The sequence below is a fragment of the Mesorhizobium sp. USDA 3734 genome (assembly GCF_056279665.1).
The window spans coordinates 1464111-1487434 of record NZ_JBWCCW010000001.1 but is presented as its reverse complement, the minus strand read 5'-3'; the positions used below and the strand labels follow the sequence as shown (position 1 = coordinate 1487434).

Annotated in this window: 25 protein-coding genes; 14 read left to right on the top strand and 11 right to left on the bottom strand. The window is 63.9% G+C overall.

Translation table 11 applies throughout. From position 1 onward, the window contains the following. The first annotated feature begins 4 nt into the window (after window positions 1-4). The 5 genes from pxpB to ACZ89F_RS07000 are packed head-to-tail and all read left to right on the top strand — an operon-like array spanning window position 5 to window position 4955. Window positions 5-667, top strand: a complete 663-nt coding sequence (gene pxpB, locus ACZ89F_RS07020) for a 5-oxoprolinase subunit PxpB (protein WP_476091023.1) — start codon at window positions 5-7, stop codon at window positions 665-667. A 21-nt stretch (window positions 668-688) separates the two neighbouring features. Continuing rightward, window positions 689-1645 (top strand): 5-oxoprolinase subunit C family protein, encoded by a 957-nt coding sequence (locus ACZ89F_RS07015; RefSeq protein ID WP_476097231.1) that lies wholly within the window; start codon window positions 689-691, stop codon window positions 1643-1645. Further along, window positions 1642-2805 (top strand): epoxide hydrolase family protein, encoded by a 1164-nt coding sequence (locus tag ACZ89F_RS07010; protein ID WP_476091022.1) that lies wholly within the window; start codon window positions 1642-1644, stop codon window positions 2803-2805. The genes ACZ89F_RS07015 and ACZ89F_RS07010 overlap by 4 nt, the downstream gene beginning before the upstream one ends. 38 nt (window positions 2806-2843) lie before the next feature. After that, window positions 2844-3875: an Ldh family oxidoreductase gene (locus ACZ89F_RS07005; RefSeq protein WP_476091021.1), complete on the top strand. Its 1032-nt coding sequence runs from the start codon at window positions 2844-2846 to the stop codon at window positions 3873-3875. A 54-nt stretch (window positions 3876-3929) separates the two neighbouring features. Further along, window positions 3930-4955 carry a proline racemase family protein gene (locus ACZ89F_RS07000; RefSeq protein WP_476091020.1) on the top strand — a complete coding sequence of 342 codons (1026 nt, stop codon included), beginning with the start codon at window positions 3930-3932 and terminating at the stop codon, window positions 4953-4955. A gap of 51 nt (window positions 4956-5006) precedes the next feature. Here ACZ89F_RS07000 and ACZ89F_RS06995 read toward each other — a convergent pair whose 3' ends face one another. Genes ACZ89F_RS06995 through ACZ89F_RS06975 form a run of 5 tightly spaced genes read right to left on the bottom strand, consistent with a single transcriptional unit; the run spans window position 5007 to window position 9246 of the window. Then, on the bottom strand, window positions 5007-5786 hold the full coding sequence (locus ACZ89F_RS06995; RefSeq protein ID WP_476091019.1) for a LamB/YcsF family protein: 780 nt from the start codon (window positions 5784-5786) through the stop codon (window positions 5007-5009). A 38-nt stretch (window positions 5787-5824) separates the two neighbouring features. After that, window positions 5825-6217, bottom strand: coding sequence for a biotin/lipoyl-containing protein (locus ACZ89F_RS06990; RefSeq protein ID WP_476091018.1), 393 nt, complete (start codon window positions 6215-6217; stop codon window positions 5825-5827). After that, complete coding sequence (gene accC / locus ACZ89F_RS06985) at window positions 6207-7580, bottom strand: acetyl-CoA carboxylase biotin carboxylase subunit (protein ID WP_476091017.1); 1374 nt, start codon at window positions 7578-7580, stop codon at window positions 6207-6209. The genes ACZ89F_RS06990 and accC overlap by 11 nt, the downstream gene beginning before the upstream one ends. A 6-nt stretch (window positions 7581-7586) precedes the next feature. Continuing rightward, on the bottom strand, window positions 7587-8036 hold the full coding sequence (locus ACZ89F_RS06980; protein ID WP_476091016.1) for an acetyl-CoA carboxylase biotin carboxyl carrier protein: 450 nt from the start codon (window positions 8034-8036) through the stop codon (window positions 7587-7589). Window positions 8037-8043: 7 nt separating this feature from the next. Beyond that, window positions 8044-9246, bottom strand: coding sequence for a pyridoxal phosphate-dependent aminotransferase (locus ACZ89F_RS06975; protein WP_476091015.1), 1203 nt, complete (start codon window positions 9244-9246; stop codon window positions 8044-8046). 183 nt (window positions 9247-9429) lie between these two features. Here ACZ89F_RS06975 and ACZ89F_RS06970 point away from each other — a divergent pair, with 183 nt between their 5' ends. Continuing rightward, window positions 9430-10608, top strand: a complete 1179-nt coding sequence (locus ACZ89F_RS06970; protein ID WP_476091014.1) for an NAD(P)/FAD-dependent oxidoreductase — start codon at window positions 9430-9432, stop codon at window positions 10606-10608. A 106-nt stretch (window positions 10609-10714) separates the two neighbouring features. Beyond that, window positions 10715-11368, top strand: a complete 654-nt coding sequence (locus ACZ89F_RS06965) for a GntR family transcriptional regulator (RefSeq protein ID WP_476091013.1) — start codon at window positions 10715-10717, stop codon at window positions 11366-11368. A gap of 54 nt (window positions 11369-11422) precedes the next feature. Here the strand turns inward: ACZ89F_RS06965 and ACZ89F_RS06960 are convergent, their stop codons facing one another. The 5 genes from ACZ89F_RS06960 to ACZ89F_RS06940 all read right to left on the bottom strand — a co-directional run bounded on the left by ACZ89F_RS06960 (window position 11423) and on the right by ACZ89F_RS06940 (window position 15535). Continuing rightward, complete coding sequence (locus ACZ89F_RS06960; protein WP_476091012.1) at window positions 11423-11887, bottom strand: VOC family protein; 465 nt, start codon at window positions 11885-11887, stop codon at window positions 11423-11425. 5 nt (window positions 11888-11892) lie between these two features. After that, window positions 11893-12672, bottom strand: a complete 780-nt coding sequence (locus tag ACZ89F_RS06955; RefSeq protein WP_476091011.1) for an SDR family NAD(P)-dependent oxidoreductase — start codon at window positions 12670-12672, stop codon at window positions 11893-11895. Between the two features lie 210 nt (window positions 12673-12882). Continuing rightward, window positions 12883-14361: an aldehyde dehydrogenase gene (locus tag ACZ89F_RS06950; protein ID WP_476091010.1), complete on the bottom strand. Its 1479-nt coding sequence runs from the start codon at window positions 14359-14361 to the stop codon at window positions 12883-12885. 8 nt (window positions 14362-14369) lie between these two features. Continuing rightward, window positions 14370-14957 carry a thiamine pyrophosphate-dependent enzyme gene (locus tag ACZ89F_RS06945; protein WP_476097230.1) on the bottom strand — a complete coding sequence of 196 codons (588 nt, stop codon included), beginning with the start codon at window positions 14955-14957 and terminating at the stop codon, window positions 14370-14372. Window positions 14958-14962: 5 nt separating this feature from the next. Continuing rightward, entirely contained in the window at window positions 14963-15535 is a 573-nt protein-coding gene (locus tag ACZ89F_RS06940) for a thiamine pyrophosphate-binding protein (RefSeq protein ID WP_476091009.1), read from the bottom strand. Between the two features lie 100 nt (window positions 15536-15635). Between ACZ89F_RS06940 and ACZ89F_RS06935 the strand changes: the two genes are divergently transcribed. The 7 genes from ACZ89F_RS06935 to ACZ89F_RS06905 all read left to right on the top strand — a co-directional run bounded on the left by ACZ89F_RS06935 (window position 15636) and on the right by ACZ89F_RS06905 (window position 22760). Next, entirely contained in the window at window positions 15636-16571 is a 936-nt protein-coding gene (locus tag ACZ89F_RS06935) for a LysR family transcriptional regulator (protein ID WP_476091008.1), read from the top strand. Between the two features lie 105 nt (window positions 16572-16676). Continuing rightward, window positions 16677-17825, top strand: a complete 1149-nt coding sequence (locus tag ACZ89F_RS06930) for an acyl-CoA dehydrogenase family protein (RefSeq protein WP_476091007.1) — start codon at window positions 16677-16679, stop codon at window positions 17823-17825. A gap of 11 nt (window positions 17826-17836) precedes the next feature. Then, the gene (locus tag ACZ89F_RS06925; RefSeq protein WP_476091006.1) at window positions 17837-18577 is read left to right on the top strand and encodes an NAD(P)H-dependent oxidoreductase; all 741 of its coding nucleotides are present in this window, start codon (window positions 17837-17839) and stop codon (window positions 18575-18577) included. Continuing rightward, a complete protein-coding gene (locus tag ACZ89F_RS06920; RefSeq protein WP_476091005.1) occupies window positions 18570-19700 on the top strand; it encodes a CaiB/BaiF CoA transferase family protein in 1131 nt (376 codons plus the stop codon). Before ACZ89F_RS06925 ends, ACZ89F_RS06920 begins: the two co-directional genes overlap by 8 nt. A gap of 10 nt (window positions 19701-19710) precedes the next feature. Next, window positions 19711-20553, top strand: a complete 843-nt coding sequence (locus tag ACZ89F_RS06915) for an HTD2 family dehydratase (RefSeq protein WP_476091004.1) — start codon at window positions 19711-19713, stop codon at window positions 20551-20553. After that, window positions 20547-21359, top strand: coding sequence for an HpcH/HpaI aldolase/citrate lyase family protein (locus ACZ89F_RS06910; protein ID WP_476091003.1), 813 nt, complete (start codon window positions 20547-20549; stop codon window positions 21357-21359). The genes ACZ89F_RS06915 and ACZ89F_RS06910 overlap by 7 nt, the downstream gene beginning before the upstream one ends. Window positions 21360-21383: 24 nt before the next feature. Further along, on the top strand, window positions 21384-22760 hold the full coding sequence (locus tag ACZ89F_RS06905; RefSeq protein WP_476091002.1) for an MmgE/PrpD family protein: 1377 nt from the start codon (window positions 21384-21386) through the stop codon (window positions 22758-22760). A gap of 124 nt (window positions 22761-22884) precedes the next feature. Here ACZ89F_RS06905 and ACZ89F_RS06900 read toward each other — a convergent pair whose 3' ends face one another. Next, window positions 22885-23322, bottom strand: a complete 438-nt coding sequence (locus tag ACZ89F_RS06900; protein WP_476091001.1) for a GNAT family N-acetyltransferase — start codon at window positions 23320-23322, stop codon at window positions 22885-22887. Between the last annotated feature and the right edge of the window lie 2 nt (window positions 23323-23324).

Genomic DNA, 23324 nt, shown 5'->3' with positions numbered 1-23324 from the left:
GCCCATGGTTGTCGGCACGCCCCACATCAGCCTTGCGGGTTCAGGCGCGCTGCTGCTTGATGGCGCTCAGGGCGCCTTCACCGACGCCACCCAGGAGCTGGTCTGGGCGGTAGCGAACGCGGCGCTGACCCTCGACGGTGTGCGCGAGGCCGTTCCCGGCATGAACAACCTGCTCGTCGTGTTCGACCCGCTCACCACCGACGCCCACAGCATCGGCGATCAGCTGATGTCGCTCTGGGCCTGCACCGATGCCCACGCGGTGACCGGCACGCATCATACCATCCCCGTTCGCTATGGCGGAACTCGGGGCGAAGATCTCGCCGGTTGGGCCGCACATTGCGACCTATCTATCGACGAGACCGTGAGGCGGCACGCGGCGGCCAGCTATACCGTTGCCGCCATCGGCGCCATGCCGGGCTTTCCCTATCTGTCCGGTCTCGACCCACAGCTTGCCTGGGCGAGGCGCAGTACGCCTCGCCTGAAAGTCACGGAGGGCGCCGTCATCATTGGCGGCGCGCAGGCGGGTGTCATGCCGATGACCGCGCCATCCGGATGGCATATCATCGGCCATACCGATGTAAAGCTCTTCAACGCCGAAGCGGAATTGCCCGTGCTGCTCCGGCCCGGAGACAAGATCCGATTCACGATCGCAGGGATCGAGGCATGATCGAGATCCTCACCACCGGCCCTGCCGAACACGATCCAGGACCTCGGCCGGCCCGGTCATCTGGCACTAGGAGTCAGCCATGGCGGCGCCATGGACAGGCAAGCGCTGGCGATCGCCAATCTCATGCTAGGCAATGATCCCTCGGCTGCCGGGATCGAGATCGCGCTTCATCCGTTCCGGCTGCGCGCGCACGTGGACACCGCCATCGCCATCACCGGCGCGGATTGCGCCGTCAGGGTCGGCGACCGGCCCTGCCCGCCCTGGTGGGCCATAACGATCCGCGCCGGCGAGACCCTTGTCCTCGAAGCGCCGCACGTCGGCGCTCGCTCCTACATCGCCTTTGCCGGCGGGCTCGATCTGCCGCCCGTCATGGGGTCGCGCGCGACGGATGTGAAAGGCGGTTTCGGCGGGCTCGCCGGACGCGGCCTGTCCCGCGGCGACCGGCTTGCGCTCAACCCTGCGCAATGCCGCCTTCCCGCGGGCGGGTTTGGCGCAGCGCTGGAGGAGCGGCGCGGCGCGGCGGACAGCTTGGCCTCTGCAATCGAATTGCGGGTTCTGCCGGCCGCCGAGTTCGACGCCTTCACGCCGGAGGCCCAGGCGGCTTTCACCGGCAGCGAATGGAGCATCACCAACGACGCCAACCGTATGGGATATCGCCTTTCCGGGGCGACGCTTTCCCTCCTCTCACCGCTGGAATTGCTATCCCACGGCATCGTCCCGGGCACCGTTCAGGTTCCGCCGTCCGGCCAGCCGATCATCCAGCTTGCCGATGCCAACACGTGCGGCGGCTATCCGAAGATCGCCACGGTGATCGAAGCCGATTTCTGGCGGCTGGCGCAAGCGCCGGTCGGCGCGCGTCTGCGTTTCTTGCCAGTCTCGATGGAAGCATCGACAGAAGCGCTCCGCGCGAACTGGCAGCGACGTAGCGACTTTATCACCGCCCGGAATCTGATGGCCGGCGAGCAGAGGGCCCCATGAAAATTCGCCCTTTCACGATCGAGATTGCCCAGTCTGAAATCGACGATTTGAACAAGCGCATCTCGAACTGGCGCGAGCCGGACCAGTTGCAGGCAATAGGCTGGGCGCAGGGAACGGAGCACGAGGAACTGCGGCGGCTTATGCAGCACTGGCGCACCGGCTTCGACTGGCGCAAGCAGGAATCCGCCTGGAACATCCATCCGCACTACCAGACGGATATCGGCGGCGAAACCATCCATTTCATCCATGCGCGCGCCGCTGTTTCGACCGGCAGAACGGTCATACTCACTCATGGCTGGCCAGGCAGCGTCTTCGAATTTCACAGGATGATCCCCCTTCTGACCGACCCGCTTTCACATGGCGGAAGACAGGAGGACGCCTTCAATGTCGTGGTCCCCTCGATCCCCGGCTATGGCCTTTCGAGCCGGCCGACCAAGCCTGGTCTCAACCTGTTCACAATTGCCGACCTTTGGGCCGAGTTGATGAGCCGCCTTGGCTACAAACGATATCTCGCCCAGGGAGGGGATCTGGGCGCCAGCGTGTCGACATGTCTGGCACACGCGCATCCCGACAGTCTCGCCGGGGTGCATCTGAATTTCATCCCAGGCTCATACTCACCGCCTCACGATGCTAGCCCGGATGGCGATTTGACTTTGGAAGAGCGCGCCTTCCTGGAACGGAAGGCCGGATGGGCGGATCTTCATGGCGCCTATGCTCATATTCAAGCGACGCGCCCGCAAACGCTTGCCTACGGGCTGACCGATTCGCCGGTCGGACTGGCGGCATGGATGATCGAAAAATTCCGCGACTGGAGCGATTGCGATGGCGATCTGGCCAACGCCGCTTTTTCGCGCGACGACATGCTCGCCAACATCTCGCTTTACTGGTTCACCCGGACCGTCGCTTCGTCGATGCGCCTCTATTGGGAAACGCGCGCCCGCCCGCTTGCATTCGCGCCCGGCACGGCGATCCACGTCCCGCTTGCGGTGGCTTTGTTTCCCAAAGAGCTGCCGATGCCGCCAAGGAGCTGGGTCGAGCGCGTCTTCAAGGACGTTCGGCAATGGACAGCGATGCCGCGCGGTGGTCATTTCGCAGCCCTCGAGCAGCCCGCTTTGCTTGCACAGGATCTAAGAGCCTTTGCCGGTGGTCTGGATTTTTAAAGGCAGCGTTTGCGCGCAGCCAAACCCGAAGGCCAGAAATGACCAACACCACGATCACCATCAATGCCCTGCATGAGCGCGTCGATGCAATTTTCCGCAAGGCCGGACTGAACCCCATCCAGGCCAGCGCCATCACAAGGGTCATCGTCGCTGCGGAACGCGACGCCTGCAAGTCACATGGCATCTACCGGATCGAAGGTGCCCTGCGGACGATCAAGGCCGGGAAGGTGAAACCGGAAGCAGTGCCCGAGTTGCTGCCGCAGGACGCGCCCGCCATCGTAAAAGTGGATGCCAAGGGCGGCTTCGCCAACCCGGCCTTCGAGCTGGGCCTGCCGGTGCTGGTCGAGCGAGCCCGCGCCTGCGGCCTTGCCGCGCTGGCGATCAACGATGCCGTGCATTTTTCCGCTCTTTGGGCGGAGGTCGAAGCCTTGACGCAAGCCGGCCTTGCCGGCCTGGCCATGTGCCCCAGCTATGCCACCGTCGCTCCGACCGGCGGCAACAGTCCCCTGCTAGGGACCAATCCCTTTGCATTCGGCTGGCCGCGCGAAGGACAGCCGCCTTATGTTTTCGACTTCGCGACATCGGTTGCCGCGCGGGGCGAGATCGAGCTTCATCGCCGGGCCGGCAAGAAGCTGCCGGAAGGCTGGGCGATCGATGTCGATGGCAGGCCGACGACAGATCCCGAGGCGGCCCTGGCGGGCGCCATGCTTTCGTTCGGCGGGCACAAAGGCTCCGCCATCGCGACGATGATCGAGCTGCTCGCCGGGATCATGATCGGCGACCTGACCAGCCCCGAGGCGCTCGATCTGCTCGGCACCACGACGCTTTATCCATCGCATGGAGAGCTGATCATCGCCTTTTCGCCGCAAGCCTTCGCCGCCGGCCGTCCCGGCAATCCGCTGGGCCGTGCTGAAGCTCTGTTCGAGGCGATCCTTGGCCAGGGTGCACGCCTGCCCTCGCAGCGGCGGTTCCTTGCCCGTGCGACATCGGAGAGAGAGGGCATCAGCCTCTCAGCCCCAGAGATCGAACAGCTCGACCGTTTTCTCGAACGAGGACTCGGCAGCGTTTGAAGGGATTCGTCCGCCTCACCCAGGCTTTGGTCATCAATCGGAAAGGGAGAAAAAATGCGCTGGTCGAGAACATTCACGGTCGTCGGCTGCCACGCCGAGGGAGAGGTCGGCAATGTGATCACCGGTGGCGTCATGGACGTACCCGGCAAGACCATGTTCGAAAAGAAGGAATATCTCCAGGAGTATATGGACGACATACGCGGGCTCATCCTCTTCGAACCGCGCGGTGCGCCCTACGTCAACGCCAACATCATCCTGCCACCCTGCGATCGCTCGGCCGACCTCGGCTATGTGATCATGGAAAGCACTGAATATCCGCCCATGTCGGGCTCGAACACCATCTGCGTCGCCACCGTGGCGCTGGAGACGGGCATGGTGCCGATGAAGGAACCCGAGACGCGGCTGCGCATGGAGGCGCCGGCCGGCATGATCGAGGTGCGCTGCCTCTGCGAGAACGGCAAGGTGACACAGGTGGAGTTCACCAATGTGCCGGCTTTCGCGCTCCACCTCGACACACACATCGAGGTGGAAGGGCTCGGCACGATCACCGTCGACACCTCCTATGGCGGCATGACTTTCGCCCATGTCGATGCGCGCTCACTGGGCTTTTCCATAACACCCGACGAGGCCCACCAGATGTCACTGATGGGCCAACGCATCAAGAAGGCGGTCAACGAGCAGCTCGAGGTCGTACATCCGGAGAACGCGAAGATCCGAGACGTGTCCAACGTGATTTTCGAAGGCCCGATCGAGCGCATCGATGGGCGCGTGGAAAGCGTCAACGGCACGGTGTGCCTGCATGGCAGGCTCGACCGCTCGCCGACAGGCACCGGCACCACCGGGCGGCTGGCGGTGATGTCGGCCAAGGGGCAGATCGCCAAGGGCGAACTGTTCCGCAACAAGTCGATCATCGGGACCCATTTCGATTCCCGCGTGATCGCCAATGCGCGCGTCGGCGATCACGACGCTGTCGTGGTCACCATCGCCGGACAGGCCTGGATCACCAGCATCGGCCAATACGGCCTCGACCCCACCGATCCCTATCCGCGCGGGCATCGCCTCAGCGACGTCTGGTTCTGAAACGGACGCGGCCGTGCCCTTCGGCACGGCCGTATAACCGTTCGGCCGTGCTCAGGCTGTTGCCGCGAATGCTCTAACCCTGACGCCGCTCGCCTCCAGCCCTCTCCTGACGCGCGCGGCGATGGCGACGGCGGCCGGCGTGTCGCTGTGGACGCAGATCGAATCGATCGGCGTCTGCAGCATCTGCCCGGAGAGCGTCTCGATGGCGCCTTGCTTGACCATCCGCACGACCCGTTCCGCCGCCTTCTCGGCGTCGTGGATGACCGCGCCTTCCAGCTTGCGCGAAACAAGAAAGCCTTCCTCCGTATAGGCGCGATCGGCGAAGATCTCGGACCTGACCGTCAGGCCCGCGTCACGTGCGATCCTGTCCTGGAAGCCGAGTGCAATGGCCAGGCAGATCAGGCCGGGATCGACGGCCTTCACCGCGCGCGTCACGGCTTCGGCGACGCCACGGTCTGTCTGGGTAAGGTTGCCCAGCGCGCCATGCGCCTTCACGTAGCGGATCGGGTGGCCGGCATAGGCGGAAAGCGCCTGCGCCGCGCCGATCTGGTAGGCGACCAGCCTTTCGATCTCATCCATGGAATGCGGAATGATGCGGCGTCCGAATCCCCACAGGTCGGCGAAGCTCGGATGCGCGCCAACGGCGACGCCTTTGTCGCGCGCCATCGAGAACGTCGCCGCCATGATCTCGGGGTCGCCTGCATGAAAGCCGCAGGCCACATTGGCGGAACTGACGATGTCGAGGATCGCTGCGTCGTCGCCGAGCCTGTAGGCTCCAAAACCCTCGCCCATGTCGGAATTGATATCGACCTGCAATCCCGTGGCCGCCATGGCACTTTCCTCAGTGGTTCGAACCATCGCCTTTGCCCTCACGCCAGCTCGTAGAGTGGCGTGCCGTAACCGACGACCGCGCCGTCCTCGGCCAGCGCCGCGCCCAGAACGCCGTCTGCCGGCGCGAGCACGGCCTTCAGGCATGTGCCGACCTGCAGGACGCCGACCGTCTCGCCCTTGCGGACCGTCTGGCCAGGTTCGGCAACCGGGCGGCCGGTCGTTGGATGATCGAGACGGAACACGCCGACGCCGGGCGCGCGCACGCCCTTGAAGACCGTTTCGGCCTTCGGCGCTTCGGCCGCGGCTGCGGGTGTTTCGGCAACGGCCTGCACACGCAGGCGCAGCGAAAAGCCGGACTCCGACAGTTCGATCTCGCCGATGCCGGCGCTTGCGCACCAGGCGGTCAGCCTTTCGATCTCCTCAACCGTCATTGCCGCCTCGCCCCTGGAGCAGACCGCCTTCAATGAGACGTTCGAGATGATGGATATCGAAGCCTCCGGCGGCGAAGCCGGGCTCCTCCATCAGGAGGCCGTGCAGCGGCGCGTTGGTGGCGATGCCGACAGCCTCCATCTCGCCCAGCGCGCCGCTCATGCGCCGGATCGCCTCGGCCCGCGTCGCGCCATGCGCCAAGAGCTTGGCCACCAGCGAATCGTAATGCGGCGGCACCGTGTAGCCGGAGTAGAGATGCGATTCGACGCGGATTCCGGGGCCGCCAGGCGGCGTCCAGCGCTCGACGCGGCCCGGATGCGGCCGAAAGCTGTAAGGATCTTCAGCGTTGATGCGGCATTCGACAGCATGGCCCTGAATGCGGATGTCTTCCTGGCTGAACGACAAGGATTCGCCCCGGGCGATGCGGATCTGCTCGCGCACGATATCGATGCCGGTGACGAGTTCGGTGACGGGATGCTCCACCTGCACGCGGGTGTTCATCTCGATGAAATAGAAGCGCCCATCCTCGTAGAGGAATTCAAACGTTCCGGCGCCCGTATAGCCGATGGTCAGGCATGCGCGGGCACACAGCTCGCCGATCTCGGCAATCGCCTCGCGGGCGATGCCGGACGCCGGCGCCTCCTCGATGATCTTCTGGTGGCGGCGCTGCATGGAGCAATCCCGCTCGCCGAGCCAGACCGCCCTACCATGCTTGTCCGCCAGAATCTGGATCTCGATATGGCGCGGGTGCTCGAGGAATTTCTCCAGATAGACTTGCGGGTTGCCGAAGGCCCGGTCCGCCTCTTTCACCGCCATCGAAACGGCTTCCGTCAATGCGCGCTCCTCGCGCACGATGCGCATGCCGCGTCCGCCGCCGCCACCCGCCGCCTTGACGATGACCGGATAGCCGATGGCCTCGGCAATGGCGCGCACCGCCTGCTCGTCCTGCGGCAGCGCCCCCTCCGACCCCGCAACGCAGGGAACGCCGGCAGCGATCATCGTGCGCTTGGCGGAGACCTTGTCGCCCATGGTGCGAATCGCAGTCGCCGACGGCCCGATGAAGGCAAGGCCGGCTGTCTCGACAGCCTCGGCGAAGGCGGCGTTTTCAGAGAGGAAACCATAGCCCGGATGGACCGCGCCCGCGCCGGTGAGTTGCGCGGCCGCGATGATCTCCGCGATGTTGAGATAGCTCTCCGTCGCGGCAGCCGGCCCGATGCAGATCGCCCTGTCCGCCAGCGCGACATGGCGAAGGCTCGCATCCGCTTCCGAATGCGCCGCCACCGTCTTCAATCCGAGATCGCGGCAGGCGCGCAGGATGCGCAGCGCGATTTCACCGCGGTTGGCGATAAGGACAGTATCGAACATCGCCCCTCAGCCCAAATCTTCGAGAACGAACAGAACATCGCCGGACTGCACGGCGGCATGATCGTCGAACGCGATCTGGACGATCCGCCCAGTGCGATCGGATTCCACGACATTGAACGTCTTCATGGCTTCGAGGACGCCGACCTTCTGCCCTTCCGCAACCACATCGCCAACCGAAGCGAGCGGCGGCTCGCCTTCGGTGCCGGACCGGTAGAACACGCCCGTCAGCGGCGCGCGGATCGAATGCCGCGTGATGGGCGGAACTGTCGAAGCCGGATTTGAGGAGACGGCAGGGCCTGCGGCTGGCTGTGGCGAAGGCTGCGCCTGCGACGCGGATTGCGCCGGCGCCGCCTGCCTGGACATGCGGATGCGAACGCCGTCGCGCTCGATCTCCAGTTCGGCAATCGGCGAACGCGAGACAAATTCGATCAGCTTCTGGACGAAGTCGAGATCCATCGCCGGCCTATCGCAGCGCTTCGACAGCCTCGGCGATGCGCCCGATCGCTTTTTCGATCAGCTCCATCGACGTGGCTATGGAAATGCGGAAATGCGGCGACAGGCCGTAGGCGGAGCCCTGCACCACCGCGACCCGTGCCTGGTCGAGCAGGTAGAGCGAGAAGTCGTCATCGCTGCCGATGGGAGTGCCGTCCGGGCGGCGACGGCCGATCAAGGCCGAGCAATTGGGATAGAGATAGAAGGCGCCCTCGGGCGTCTGGCAGGTGAGACCGGGAATCTTGCGCAGCAGCTCCAGAGCGCGGTCGCGCCGCGCCTGGAATTCGAGCGCCCGCGGGCGAAGAAAGTCCTGAGGACCTTCCAGTGCTGCTATGGTCGCGGCCTGCGAGATGGATGACGGGTTCGACGTGCTTTGGCTCTGCACGGTCGCCATGGCGCGGATCAACTCCTCCGGCCCGCCGGCATAGCCGATCCGCCAGCCGGTCATGGCATAGGCCTTCGACACGCCGTTGACCGTCAGCGTGCGGTCCTTCAGCCGCGGCTCGACACCGGCGATGGTATGGAAGGCGCGCCCGTCGAACAGGATATGCTCGTAGATGTCGTCGGTCAGCACATGGACTTGGCGATGGTCGAGCAGCACTTCGGCCAGGCCGGCAAGTTCGTCGCGGCTGTAGACGGCGCCAGTCGGATTGGATGGTGTGTTGAGGAGCAGCCATTTGGTGCGCTCGGTAATCGCGGCGCGCAGGGCTTGCGGCGTCAGTTTGAAGCCCTCCGCCTCCGTGCAGGGAACGACCACGGGCTTGCCTTCACTGAGCAGGACGATGTCGGTGTAGGAAACCCAATAGGGCGCGGGGACCACCACCTCGTCGCCGGGGGCCAGCGTTGCCAGCAGGGCGTTGTAGATGATCTGCTTGGCGCCACCCGCGACGCTGATTTGCGAAGGCTTGTAGTCGAGGCCGTTCTCGCGCCTGAATTTTCCGGCCACCGCCTTCTTCAACGCGGCGGTGCCGTCGACCGCCGTATAGCGCGTCTCCCCCCTGCGCATCGCCTCGTAGGCCGCCTCGACGATGTGCGGAGGCGTCGGGAAATTCGGCTCGCCGGCGCTCAGGCTGATGACGTCGATGCCGGCGGAGCGCATTTCGATGGCCCGCGCGGTGACCGCCATGCTGGGGCTTGGCTTGATGACGTCGAGACGGGGAGCGATGAGGGCCACGGAGCAATCCTCGGCATGTCTGATATTTGGTACAAATTGGATAATGTATTCTGATTTTCGCGTCAAACCCCTTTTTCTGCGTCGAAGACCGGGTTATGTCTCATTTTGGAGGTGGGTCGATAGAGGAAAGTATCCAATCCTTCGTCGCCACGGATAACATTCGAGATAGGGAACACGATTGGAATGGGCACAAACTATGATGTGGTGATCGTCGGCGGCGGCGTTGTCGGCAGCTCGATCGCCTATTTCCTGTCAGCCAATCCGGATTTCGATGGCAGGATCGCGGTGATCGAGCGGGACCCCTACTACACGGCCTCCTCGTCCTCATTATCGACCAGCGCCATACGCCAGCAGTTCGGCACGGCGCCGAACATCGCCATGTCGAAGTTCAGCATCGACTTCCTGCGCCAGGTAAAGACACGGCTCGCCATTGGCGACGAGTTGGCCGACATCGGGCTGCATGAGTCCGGTTATCTCATACTGGCGACCCCCGAGCGGGCCGACGCGCAGCGCGCCAAGAACAGCGTTCAGCGCGGCATGGGCGTCGACGCCGAGCTGATCGAGCAGGCCGATCTGGCGCGACGCTTCCCGTGGCTCAACACGGACGATCTCGCGCTCGGCTCACTCGGCCTTGGCAGCGAAGGCTGGTTCGACGGCCCTGGCCTGATGCAGGCATTTCGTCGCAAGGCGCGCACGCAAGGCGTGGACTATGTTGCCGCGACCGTGACCGGACTGACCATGGCGTCTCCTGGCAAGGTTGGCGAAGTGGTGCTCGACAATGGCGACCGACTTGCCGCCGGCACGGTGATCAACGCGGCCGGACCATGGAGCGCGGGCATTGCCAGGATGGCCGGCGCCGAGTTGCCGGTTGTCCCGAGCAAGCGCTGCGTCTTCGTCTTCGAAACGCCAGCAAGGATCGACAACTGCCCATTCGTCTTCGACTCGAGCGGCTTCTGGCTGCGGCCGGAAGGCCAGCTCTTCCTGTGCGGTATTCCGCCGGTGCGCGAGAACGAGCCAGACGATTTCGGCCTGGATGTGGACTACGACCTGTTCGACGAGTTGATCTGGCCGGCGCTGGCCCATCGTGTGCCCGGCTTCGAACAATTGCGCATGCTGCGCGCCTGGGCGGGACTCTACGAGTACAACACCTTCGACCACAGCGGCATCATCGGCCGGCATCCCGAGGTCTCGAACTTTGTCCTGGCCACCGGCTTCAGCGGCCACGGCATGATGCATGCGGCGGCAACCGGGTCGGGTGTCAGTGACCTCATTGCCTATGGCGAGTACCGCTCTGTCGACCTGTCCGCCTTCCGCTACGAACGGATCGCTGGCAACCAGCCTATCGAGGAACATGTCTACTGAAGCGAAACGGGCGACATGGCATCGCAGTGACAACGGTGCTATGCGTCCACTTCTTCAATCAAAACGGCGCCAGTCGACAAACAAGGCGGCCGCCCCAGGCTGATTCATGCTCGTACAGAAGAAAACCATCTCGACCCAGGTCGCCGATGCCATCAGGCAGAAGATCCTGGTCGGCGAATACGAGGCCAACTTCCAGCTGCGGCAGGAGCATCTGGCCGCCGAGTTCGGCGTCAGCCGAATTCCGGTACGAGAGGCGCTGCATCAGCTTCATTCGGAAGGCTTCGTCACGCTGGTTTCCCACAAGGGCGCCGTCGTCACCTCCATTTCCCTGGACGAGATCCTCGAGCTCTACGAATTGCGGGCCCGGATCGAAACATGGCTACTGGCCCTTGCCATTCCAAGGATGACGGAGGCCGACCTCGCGCTTGCCCGGGAACGTGCAAAGCAGCACCAGGAGCAGGGCAAGACAGGCGAGTACTCGAACCAGCTCAACTGGAACTTCCACGCCGCGCTCTACGCGCCGTCCGCCCGCAAAGCTACGATCGAACTGGTGGGGCGCATCTACCAGCAGCTGGAACGGTACACGCGCATGATGGTGACGCTGACCGAGATCCAGGCCCAGTCCGACCGCGACCACTGGCAGCTCATCGACCTGTGCGAAGCCAAGGATACGCTGCGCGCCGTCGGCCTTTTGGAAATGCATATCATCACCAGCGGCAAATTCTTGGTCGACCGGCTTCAGGAATTGCGGGGCAGCTGACGGACCAGTCATGCCCCACTCGACCCGTGTCGCCTTTCCCTTCACGCGATTGGATCATTTGCCGGGCAGATTGGTCGCCCGCGTCAGCAGGATCACGCCCGCCTTGTCGGCTGTGTCGTAGTAGGTGAAGCCGGTACGGTTTTCCCGGCGCCCGCGCATCAGCACGGCAAGTCCGTCGGTTTTCGCCTTGGTTTCGGCTGCGTCCGCATCACGAACCTCAAAGCCGATATGGAAGACGCCTTCACCCTTGGTGTCGAGATGAATCCGCTGCGGCGAAGGATCGTGGTTCGGCTGGCACAGTTGCAGCTGAGTGTTCGGCAGGTTGCAAATCCGGTATTGCATCGCCTTGAAACCCTCAGGGCTTGGGACCTGGAGTTCTTCGTATTCGGCCAGCGGCGGATAGGACTCCCATGGCCCGATGCCGATGGAGTCATAATAGGCCTGCGCCTTGTCGATATCGTGCACGACGATGCAGATGTGATGCAGCTTGTCGAAATTGCCCATGTCCTCACTCCCCATTCTTCTCACTCCTTGATCGGGACCGTATAGTTCAAAACGCGGCGCCCCCCGTCGGGGTAGATCGTCTCGCCGGTGATGTAGGAAGCGTCGTCGCTGGCCAGGAAGGCCACGACCGAGGCGATCTCGGCTGCCGTGCCAAGGCGCCCGAGCGGTGTGCGCGAAAGAACCGCCCGTCGCATTTCTTCCGAATCGATGAATGTCCCGTCCATGACCATGTCCGTGGCGATGGTGCCCGGGCCGACACCGACCACACGGATGCCATGAGGAGCGAAGGCGACGGCCGCGGTGCTGGTGACCTGGTTCATGCCGCCCTTGGAGATCGCGTAGGTGGCGACGCGCGGGTTGGCGAGGCCCGAATTGATCGACGACATGTTGATGATGACGCCGCCTCCACCCTGCGCGATCATCTGGCGGGCCGCGGCCTGGGTGCCCATGAACGCGCCCTTCAGATTGACGGCGAGAACCCTGTCGTAGTCCGCCTCGCTGATGTCGAGAAAGTCTTGGACCGGAGCGATGCCGGCATTGTTGACCATGATGTCGACACGGCCGAACTTCGCCACCGCCGCCGCAACCAGCGCATCGATCTGGTCCTTCTTGCTGACATCCGTAACGAGAGCCAGGAGGCTGTCGGTGGTGCCGATTTCAGTGGCACATTTTCTCAGTTCCGTGGCATCGATGTCGCCGAGCACGAGCTTCGCGCCTTCGGCCAGAAAGCGTTCCGCGCAAGCGCGTCCGATGCCGCGCGCCGCTCCCGTGACAACCGCCACCTTGCCTGCCTGTCTCATGTCCAGTCCCTCGATCATTGTAAGTCGGCCACCGTCTCAGGGAGCGATGTGCCGAGCTTGGCCACGGATAAGGATAATTCTCCCACCGAAGCCTACCTAGAGCATGATGCCGAAAAGTGTGAAGCGGTTTTCGGACGACATCATGCTCTATCTCTTTGATTTAGAGGCGGATTCAGATTTCAGGTCGATTCGACCTGAAATCATCCGGCTTTAGCGGATAACGAAGGGATTGGCGGTCTTGCCGGCCGTGTCTATCCACACCGTCTTGGTCTGCAGATAGGAATTGATCGCCTCCTGCCCGCTCTCGCGACCGATACCGCTCCTCTTGTAGCCGCCGAAGGGCGCCATGTAGGAGACGGCCCGGTATGAATTGATCCAGACCATCCCCGCTTCCATCGCGGCCGCGCCGCGCAGCGCCCGGCCCATGTCGCTGGTCCATATCCCCGCCGCCAGCCCGTAGGGGCTGTCATTGGCAATGGCGAAGGCCTCGTCCTCGTCGTCGAACGGAATGACCGACAAGATTGGCCCGAACACCTCTTCACGCGCGATCCGCATGGTGTTGTTCACGCCGGTGAAGATGGTCGGCTCGACGAACCAGCCTTCGGCCAGTTCGCCAGCCGCCGGCTTGCCGCCTCCCAGCACGCAAAGCGCACCCTCGCGGCGCGCGATGCCGAGATAGGACAGCACCTTCTCGCGCTGGCCTTGCGTGGTGATCGGCCCCACCTGCGTCTCGGGCAGCGCCGGATTGCCCAATCGGGCGCTGGCCGCCAGCGCTATGACGCCCTCCACGAACCGGTCATGGATTTTGCGATGCACAAGCAGGCGTGAGCCGGCGATGCAGGTCTGGCCGCTAGCAGCGAAAATGCCTGATATCGCGCCGTTGACCGCGCTCTCGATATTGGCATCGTCGAAAACGATGTTGGCCGATTTGCCGCCGAGCTCCAGCGTGACGGTCTTGAGCTGTTCGGCAGCCGCACGGTAGACGGCAATCCCGCCGGGCTCGCCACCGGTGAAGGCGATCTTGGCGACGTCGGGGTGAGCGACGAGCGGCACGCCGACGTCGAGCGGCATGCCGGTGACGGTGTTGACCACACCGGGGGGAAAGCCCGCCCGCGCAAACAGTTTCACGAACTCCAGCGTCGAGGCCGAGGCGTGTTCCGACGGTTTGATGACAACAGTGTTGCCAGCCGCCAGCAGCGGCGCGAGCTTCCAGGTCAGAAGCAAAAGCGGCGAGTTCCAGGGCACGATTGCCGCAATGACGCCCAGCGGCTCGTGGCGGGTGAAGGCGAACATGCCAGCCTTGTCGATCGGCAGCACCGCACCTTCGATCTTGTCGGCAAGGCCGCCGAAATAGCGGAACCATTCCGGGATATAGTGCAGCTGCGCCGTCATTTCGGTGATCAGCTTGCCGTTGTCGCGCGTCTCGATGGCGGCAATGCGATCCGCGTTCTCGGCGATCAGCTCAGACAGTCGCACAAGCAGCTTGCCGCGCGCGGTGGGCGTAATGCCGGCCCATTCCTTCGACCGGAAAGCCGCTTTGGCGGACGCCACGGCAGCGTCCACCTCGGCCTCTCCGCCGCGCGGGATCAGCGCCCAGGGCTTGCCGGTAAACGGATCATGGCTCTCGAATGTATCGGCTGTCGATTGGAGCCGACCGCCGACCGTGTTCTGGAAACTGACCAGCGTCATATCGGCCCTCAACAGGTGGCAAAGCCCAGATGGGCGCGAAAGCGGTTCTTGACCTCGACCGCGTCGCGCGGCGGCAGCGAGCGCGGCAGGTTCTCGGCGGTGATTTTCAGCACGAAAAGGCGTGGGCCGTCGGCCGGGCGACGCAGCTCTTCACACAGCGTGTCGACTTCCTCCAGCGAACGCAACTCAGCTGTTTTCGAAAAACCGCAAGCGGCCGCGACCTTGTCGAAACCAATGCCCTTGCCCGTATGGCTGGACTGCATGCCGGTTTCGCCGAAATGCTGGTTGTCGAGCACGATCAGGTCGAGATTCCTAGGCCGCGCCACCGAGATCGTCGCCAGCGAACCGAACGCCATCAGCTGTTCGCCATCTCCGGTAATCACCATGACCCGCTTGTCGGGCTGGGCTTGGGCGAGCCCGAGGCCGATCAGCGCCGCACCCCCCATGGCGCCCCACAGATAATAGTTGTCGTTGCGGTCACCGGCGGCATGCACGTCGTAGCTCGGAGAGCCGAGACCGGTCACGACCAACGCGCCGTCGCGGGCGTCAAGCAGCTTCTTCACCGCGATCCGGCGATCCATCGTCGGTAGATTCATCTCGCTCACCACTTCTTCTTGCCGAGCAGCCGCTGCCCGATCAGCACGGCAATCTGCTGGTCAGCGTCAAAAGCCATCAAGGCTGCTTGCGCCACCGTCTCCACCAGGTCGGGGCCGGTCTCGGCGCGCAGCACCCTGAGGCCGATCGCCTTCAGCGAGGCCTCCGTCGCCTGCCCCATCGGCACCTGCCACGGGTTGAACTCGGCCCATTCGCCCCGCATCGTCACCAGGACGAGCAAGGGAAAGCGCGCCTGCACGGGAAGCGACAACATGTTGATGCAATTGCCGACACCAGACGATTGCATGAGCACGACGCTCCGCTTGCCGCCGAGCCAGGAGCCTGCGGCAATGGCGATGCCCTCCTCCTCCGTCGTCAGCACGTTGGTGACGACCTCGGGATCCTCACTGAAAAGGCGGATCAATGTGGTATGGCCCGCGTCCGGCACATAGGACATATGGCTGATGCCGGCAGCCTTGAGCACGTCATAGACCTGATCTGGCCACTGCTTCTCAGACGCCGCTGGAGCGGCTGCAAGCGCTGCTGCTTCCGGATGTTTTGCTTCTACGCTCGCCGTCACCTTGGACCTCCGAGAACTGAACTGCCATTAGATTACCTCGGTCATCCGATCTAATCTTCGTCCCTTTCTCGTGACCAGATATAATGATATTCGATAGCTCATGGAGTTATCGCAGCTACGCACCCTGATCCACGTCGCCGAACTCGGCAGCCTCAGCAAGGCCGCCGACCGGCTGCACATTGCGCAGCCGGCACTCAGTCGGCAGGTTCGCATGCTGGAGGAGGAACTGGGCTTTGCCCTTTTCCTGCGCCACGGACGCGGCATGGTGCTGTCCGAGCAGGGCAAGGAGGTTCTGACGCACGCCATGCGCGTGATGGCCGAGATCGACGAGATCCGCGCCACGGCCACGCCTGCCGATGCGCCGCTGACCGGCGAAGTGGCCATCGGCCTGCCACCCACCGTTGCCGACATTATTTCGCTGCCGCTGGCGGCCGCCTTCGGCAAGGCCCACCCCAAGGCGAAGCTCAGACTTGTCAGCGCCTACACAGGCTATTTGCTGGACTGGATGCATCGCGGCGAGGTGGACGTTGCGGTGCTCTACGACCCCCGCATGGCGCGTTCGCTGCGCTCGCGCCCGCTGCTCCTGGAAAACCTCTTCCTGATCGGACCGCCAGACGCGGGATTTTCAACCGTGCGCGCCGTATCGTTCGCCTCGCTCGCCGGCAAGCGCCTGCTGCTGCCCAGCATCAAGCACGGGCTGCGCATCATCGTCGAACGCTGCGCCACGGATGCCGGCATCACGCTCGATGTCGGCATCGAAGCGGACTCGTACTCGGCGCTGAAGGACCTGGTGCGCAACGGCCATGGCTGGACGATCCTGCCGCTCGCTCCCATCCATGCCGATGTGACCGCCGGGCTGCTCACCGCCGCGCCGTTGATCGATCCGGTGCCCGTGCGCCGCCTGATCCTTGCATACCCGGCGGACCGGCCTGCCTCGCGGCTGGCGCGGTTTGCCGGACAAGCGATAGAGGACATCGCCAAGGATTTTGTCGGGCGGGCCGTCTGGGTCGGCCAGCTTCTCGGTCCTCCGCCCTAAGCATTCGAATTCCGTTATATCTGCTCACGTCCGCCTTGCATTGCTGACAGAGCATGGAGGCGCGATAGTGAGGCCCGCAGAAAGACGAAAAGCCGGACAAACCTCATGGAATCCTATCAGGACATTCGCGATGCCGTCGCCAGGCTGTGCGAGCGCTTTCCCGGAGAATACTGGCGCGCACTCGACAGGGACATGACCTACCCCGGTGAATTCGTCGCAGCGTTGACGCAGGCCGGCTGGCTCTCGATCCTCATTCCGGAGGCGTATGGCGGCTCGGGCCTGCCACTTTCGGCCGCCGCTGCCGTGCTGGAGGAAATCCAGCGCGCCGGCTGCAATGGCGGCGCCTGCCATGCGCAGATGTACACGATGGGCACGCTTGTTCGCCACGGCTCGGAAGCCCAGAAGCAGCAATACCTGCCGAAGATCGCGGCGGGGGAATTGCGCCTGCAGGCCTTCGGCGTCACCGAACCGACCAGCGGCACCGATACGGGGGCGCTGAAGACCACCGCGCGGCTAGATGGCGATCATTTCGTGGTCAAGGGCCAGAAGATCTGGACCAGCCGCGCCGAGCATTCGGATCTGATGCTGCTGCTGGCGCGGACCACACCGCTCAAGGACGGCATGAAGAAGACCGACGGCCTTTCCGTCCTCATCGTCGACATGCGCGAAGCGGTCGGCAACGGGCTCACGATACGGCCGATCCGCACCATGATGAACCACGCCACCACCGAAGTCTTCTTCGACGATCTGCGCGTGCCGGCCGAAAACCTGATCGGCGAAGAGGGAAAGGGATTCCGCTACATCCTCTCGGGCATGAACGCCGAGCGTATCCTGATTGCCGCCGAGTGCGTCGGCGATGCGAAATGGTTCATCGAGAAGGCAAGCACTTATGCCAAGGAAAGGCACGTGTTTGGCCGGGCGATCGGCCAGAACCAGGGCATCCAGTTTCCGATCGCAAGGGCCTACGCCAACATGCGCGCGGCCGAATTGATGGTACGCGAGGCGCTGACCCTCTACGAGGCCGGCAAGAACCCCGGCGCCGAAGCGAACATGGCCAAGATGCTGGCGGCCGACGCCTCGAACGAAGCCGCCAATGTCTGCATCCAGACGCATGGCGGGTTCGGGTTCGCGGAAGAGTACGATGTGGAGCGCAAGTTCCGCGAGACGCGTCTCTATCAGGTCGCGCCGATCTCGACCAACCTCATCCTGTCATATCTTTCCGAGCACGTGCTTGGACTGCCGCGTTCCTATTAGGAGGTGCCGCCGTGAACGTCCTCATCGTCTACGCCCACCCGGAAGCAAAATCCTTCAACGGCGCCATGAAGGATCTGGCTGTGGAAACCTTGACCCGCGCAGGCCACGATGTGGTCGTCAGCGACCTCTATGCGATGGGCTTCAATCCTGTCGCAGGGCTGGGCGACATATCAGGCGAGCGCAACGATCCGGACTTCTTCAGCCTGCCGCGCGAGCAGACCGCCGCCTATGAGGCCGGCGCACTGTCGGTCGACATCAACGCCGAGATCGACAGACTGAAGCGGGCGGACTTCGTGCTGTTCCAGTTCCCGGTCTGGTGGTTCGGAATGCCCGCAATCCTCAAGGGCTGGGCCGACCGTGTGTTCGCGCGCGGTTTCGCCTATCTGCCGGGCCGCAAATACGACACCGGCATGTTCAGGGGAAAGCTCGCCATGGTGGCCGCCACCACGGGCACATCGGCCGACACCTACGCGCCCGATGGCATCGATGGCGACATCCTCACGGTGCTGTGGCCGATCCACAATGGCCTGCTGCGCTACTCCGGCTTCGACGTGCTGCCGCCCTTCGTCGCCTATATGCCGGGCCGTGTTGGCGACGATGGTCGCAAGGCCTATCTGGAAGCCTATAGCAAGAGGCTCGAAGACATCGATGACACGCCCCGGCTGTTCTTCCATCCAGCGGGGGATTACGGCAAGAACGAGCGGCTGAAGCCTGGCGTACTCGCCCGCTCCGGAGTGCAGCGCAATGTCTGACGGCGCCCGCCCGCTGGAGGGCCTGTTTGTCGTTTCCATCGAGCAGGCCGTCGCCGCTCCGCTCTGCACGGTCCGCCTTGCCGACGCTGGCGCACGTGTCGTGAAGATCGAGCGCCCGGAAGGTGAAACCGCGCGTCATTACGATTCCACTGTTGAAGGCATGTCGGCTTACTTCGTCTGGCTCAACCGCGGCAAGGAGAGCGCGGTGCTCGACCTGAAGGGAAAGGACGACCTGGCTTTGCTGCACCGGATGGTCGCGCGCGCGGATGTTCTCGTGCAGAATCTCGCGCCGGGCGCGATCGACAGGCTCGGCCTCTCCGCCGATGCAATTGCGAAAGAGTTTCCTCGGCTGATCGCCATCAACATCGTCGGCTACGGACAGGACACGCCTTACGCGGCCATGCGCGCCTACGACATGCTGGTGCAGGCCGAAAGCGGCATCTGCGCCGTTACCGGCACACCGGACACGCCGAGCAAGGTCGGGGTTTCCGTCGCCGACATCGCCACCGGCATGAATGCCCATGCGGCTATCCTCGAAGCCTTGTTGGCGCGCGAGAAGACCGGGCGCGGTCGCATTGTCGAGATTGCCATGTTCGACGCCATGGCCGACTGGATGACCGTGCCGCTGCTGCACTACGAACATGCGGGCCGCGAGACCCAGAGATATGGCCTGGCGCACGCTTCGATCTACCCCTATCGACCCTATGCCTGTCGGGATGGCAGCGTGGTCGTGTCCATCCAGCAGAACAATGAATGGAAGCGCTTCTGCACCCTCGTGCTGCAAAGGCAGGATCTGTTCGCCGACGAACGCTTCGCCACCAATGCCTGGCGGGTGGCCAACCGCACGGCACTCGACGCCGAGATCGAACCGATCTTCGCGGCAATCGACTGCGAAGCGGCTATAGACCGTCTCAACGAGGCGCAGATCGCCTGGGGCCGGGTGAGCGCAATGCACGACCTGCCGCACCACAAGGCGTTGCGCCGGACAGAGTTAGCGCTGCCGGACGGCAGGCGCATCTCCGTGCCGGTGCCGGCAGGGCGGCCGGAGGGATTCGCAACGGTCCCCGGCGTTCCCGCCCTTGGTGCCGACACGGACCGGATCCGGTTCGAATTCGCCGCCTGACGAGGAACTCATGAGCCTGGACACAAGCACTCTGCAGGAATGGGTTGGACGCACCCACGAGGTCGAGGATGTTGTGACCCCGCGCCTGCTGGCCAGCTTTGGCGCCACGCTCGGAGACCACGCAGCGCAAACGGCCGAGGGCGCGGCCCCGCCCGGGCTGCACTGGTGCCTGACGCCCGATATTGCCGACATGCGCGAACTCGGGCCTGACGGGCACCCGGCCAAAGGCAGCTTCCTGCCGCCGGTGCCGCTTCCACGCCGCATGTGGGCTGCCAGCGATGTGCGTTTCATCGCTCCGATCCGCTCTGGCGATCGCATCCGCCGCCGCTCGACATTGACCGCCATCGAGGAGAAGCAGGGCCGCACCGGGCCGCTCACCTTCGTCACGGTCCGGCACGACATCACCAACGATTCCGGTCTGGTGATCGAGGAGGATCAGACCATCGTCTATCGCGCAGCCGACGCTGCCGCAGCGACCCCTGCCCCACCGGCAAGTCCAACCCCGGCAGCATCGCACGAGCTTTCGGTCGACGTCGATCCGGTGCTGCTGTTTCGGTATTCGGCGCTGACCTTCAACGGGCATCGCATCCACTACGACACGCCCTACGCCATGACGGTCGAGCATTATCCCGGGCTCGTCATCCATGGCCCGCTGCAGGCGACGCTGCTGATGAACTTCGCCGCCGCCATTGTCGGCACCTCGCCGCGCCGCTTCTCGTTCAGGGGTGTGCGTCCGGCGACCGGCCCACAGCGCCTGCTTCTGAGCGCAACATCCCCAGGCCAAGACGGCATGGCCCTCGAGGTGCGGTCTGCGGACGGCCATGTGACAGTGAAGGCCACGGCACAATGGTGAGCTTCGTCACGCCTGTCGCACCGCTTTTCGTACCGGGCTCGCGGCCGGAGCGGTTTGCCAAGGCCGACGGCAGCGGCGCGGACGCAGTCATTCTCGACCTCGAGGATGCCGTCGCCCCTGGCGACAAGGACCGCGCTCGCGAGGCAATTGTCGCTCATGCAGCCGGGCTGAAATCTCCAGTCATCGTCCGCATCAACGCGGTCGGCACACCTTGGCATGAAGCGGACATCGACGCCGTGCGGCGCCTCGATGGCGTTTCCGTCATGCTGTCCAAGGCCGAACGTCCGGAAAACATTGCCAGTATGACCAGGCATATGGCCCGCAGCGTTTCCGTCATCGCGCTCATCGAGAGCGCCGTCGGCCTCGCCAACCTGCCGGATATACTGGCCACGCCCGGCGTCGTTGCCGCCGCGTTCGGCTCGGTCGACTTCTCGCTCGATCTCGGTTGCGCGCATGACCGGCTGATCCTGCTTGCGGCGCGCAACGAAATCGTCTGGCGTTCGCGAGCGGCTGGCCGCGCCGCGCCGATCGACGGCGTAACGACCGACCTGAGCAATCCCGAAATCACCGAGGATGACGCCCGCCACGCCATGAAGATGGGCTTCGGCGGCAAGATGGCTGTTCACCCAAGGCAGATCGAGCCAATTCGCAACGGCTTTCGCCCGAGCGAAAATGACATCACATGGGCACGAGACATCATTGGCGCAGCCTCATCAGGCGAAGCTAGCCAATTGAACGGCGAAATGGTGGATCGGCCGGTCATCGAACGTGCAAGGCGGATCCTGCACCGGACCGCCTCGGTCTAGAGGCCGCGTGCAGAGGAGGAACATATGAGCCCCGACACTGCCGATTGGCCGACTGCCAGACTTTGCGCCTTCATTGCCGAACTCGAGTTCGAGCAAATTCCGCCGCGCGTCGTTCATTTCGCGCAAGGACTGATGATCGACTGGCTCGGCTCGGCGCTGGCCGGCAAGGGCGCGCACCAGGTCGAGATGATCGACGGCTTCGCTCGTGCGATGGGACCGGCGGACGGTCCAAGCACCATCATCCCGACGAGGCGGCGCGCCAGCCCCTACTTCGCGGCGATGGTCAACGCGGCGGCCTCCCATGTCGTGGAACAGGACGACGTTCATAACGGCTCTGTCTTTCACCCGGCTGCGGTGATCTTTCCGGCCGTCCTGGCGGTTGCCGAGGCGGAGAACAAGTCCGGCCGCGATATCCTGACTGCCTGCATAGCCGGCTACGAGACGGGTATTCGTGTTGGCGAGTTCCTCGGACGCTCGCACTACGAGATATTCCACACCACCGGCACCGCTGGCGCTGTCGCCGCGGCCGCGGCGGTCGGCAAGTTGATCGGACTGGACGCAGCCGGCCTCAACCATGCTCTCGGCTCCGCCGGCACCCAGGCGGCGGGACTCTGGGAATTCCTGCGCGATGCCGCCGATTCCAAGCAGCTTCATACGGCGCGAGCGGCCGCCAACGGCCTGTTTTCTGCCTATTTGGCGCGCGAAGGCTTCAAGGGGGCCGCGCAGATCCTCGAAGGGAAAAAGGGCATGGCGGCGGGCATGTCCAGCGACGCAGATCCGGCCCGGCTGACGGACGGCCTCGGCAGCCGTTGGGCAACCGAGGAGACCTCCTTCAAATGGCACGCCGCCTGCCGGCACACCCATCCGGCCGCTGACGCGCTGCAGTCTCTCATGCGCCGCGAAGGGCTCGGCCCGGACGACATTACGGATGTGGTGACCCATGTCCACCACGGGGCCATCGATGTCTTGGGCGCGGTGGTCATTCCGCAAACCGTCCATCAGGCGAAGTTCTCCATGGGTACGGTTTTGGGGCTGATCGCCGTCCATGGTGTCGCCGACCTCGACGAGTTCGAACACCACGCACTTGCCGATGACCGCGTCGCCCGTTTCCGCGCGAAGGTGCGTATGGAACGCGACGCCGAGGTCGACAGACTTTATCCCAAGCAATGGGTTGGCAAGGTCAGCGTCACGACCGTTGACGGCCGCAAACTCGATGCCCGCGTCGACGAGCCCAAGGGCGACCCCGGCAACACGCTTGCGAAACAGGAATTGGAAGCCAAGGCCATACGCCTTGCCGAATTTCGAGGCGGCGCCACCGCTGACGAGATGCGCGTGTGCATAGCCCGCATCTGGACGCTCGATCAGCCCGGAAGCACGGCGGATATATTTGCAGAGCCGTAGTCCGCTATGGCGCCGGACGCTCGAGCGCGCTCAAACCATCCCATTCATACGTCGCTGCCGCCGTATGGCCAGGCGACCCGAAGAAGAGATCTGATTGGTGTAGACCACATCCGAATCTCGTCTCTCAGGCGGACTTCCGCATAAAATACAGACCCGGCAGGCCAGCCGTGAATCCCCATTTTTCATAGAAAGGCACCATGTCCTCCAGACAGTAGAGCTCCCGATGTTTGACATTGACGAGTGCTGGATCGTTCAACACGGTCTCCATCAACAGGGCGCCTAATCCTGTGCCGCGCCATGAGGCGTTGACGATGATGTCAAAGATCATCGCCTTGTAGATGCCATCTGTAATGGTGCGGGCGAATGCGACGAGATCGTCGCCCTCGGGATCCACGAACGCGAACATCGGCCCGCCCATTTGCAAGGCTCTTTCGGTGTCTGCCCGGGTTCGGCCCTTTGTCCACCACTCGGTCTGGAACAAGGCAACCAACTGGTCGATCTGCGAGGATGTAAGCGACCGCTTGAGGGCGAGCCGGGTTTTGTCTTGAACAAGGTTGGTCATGT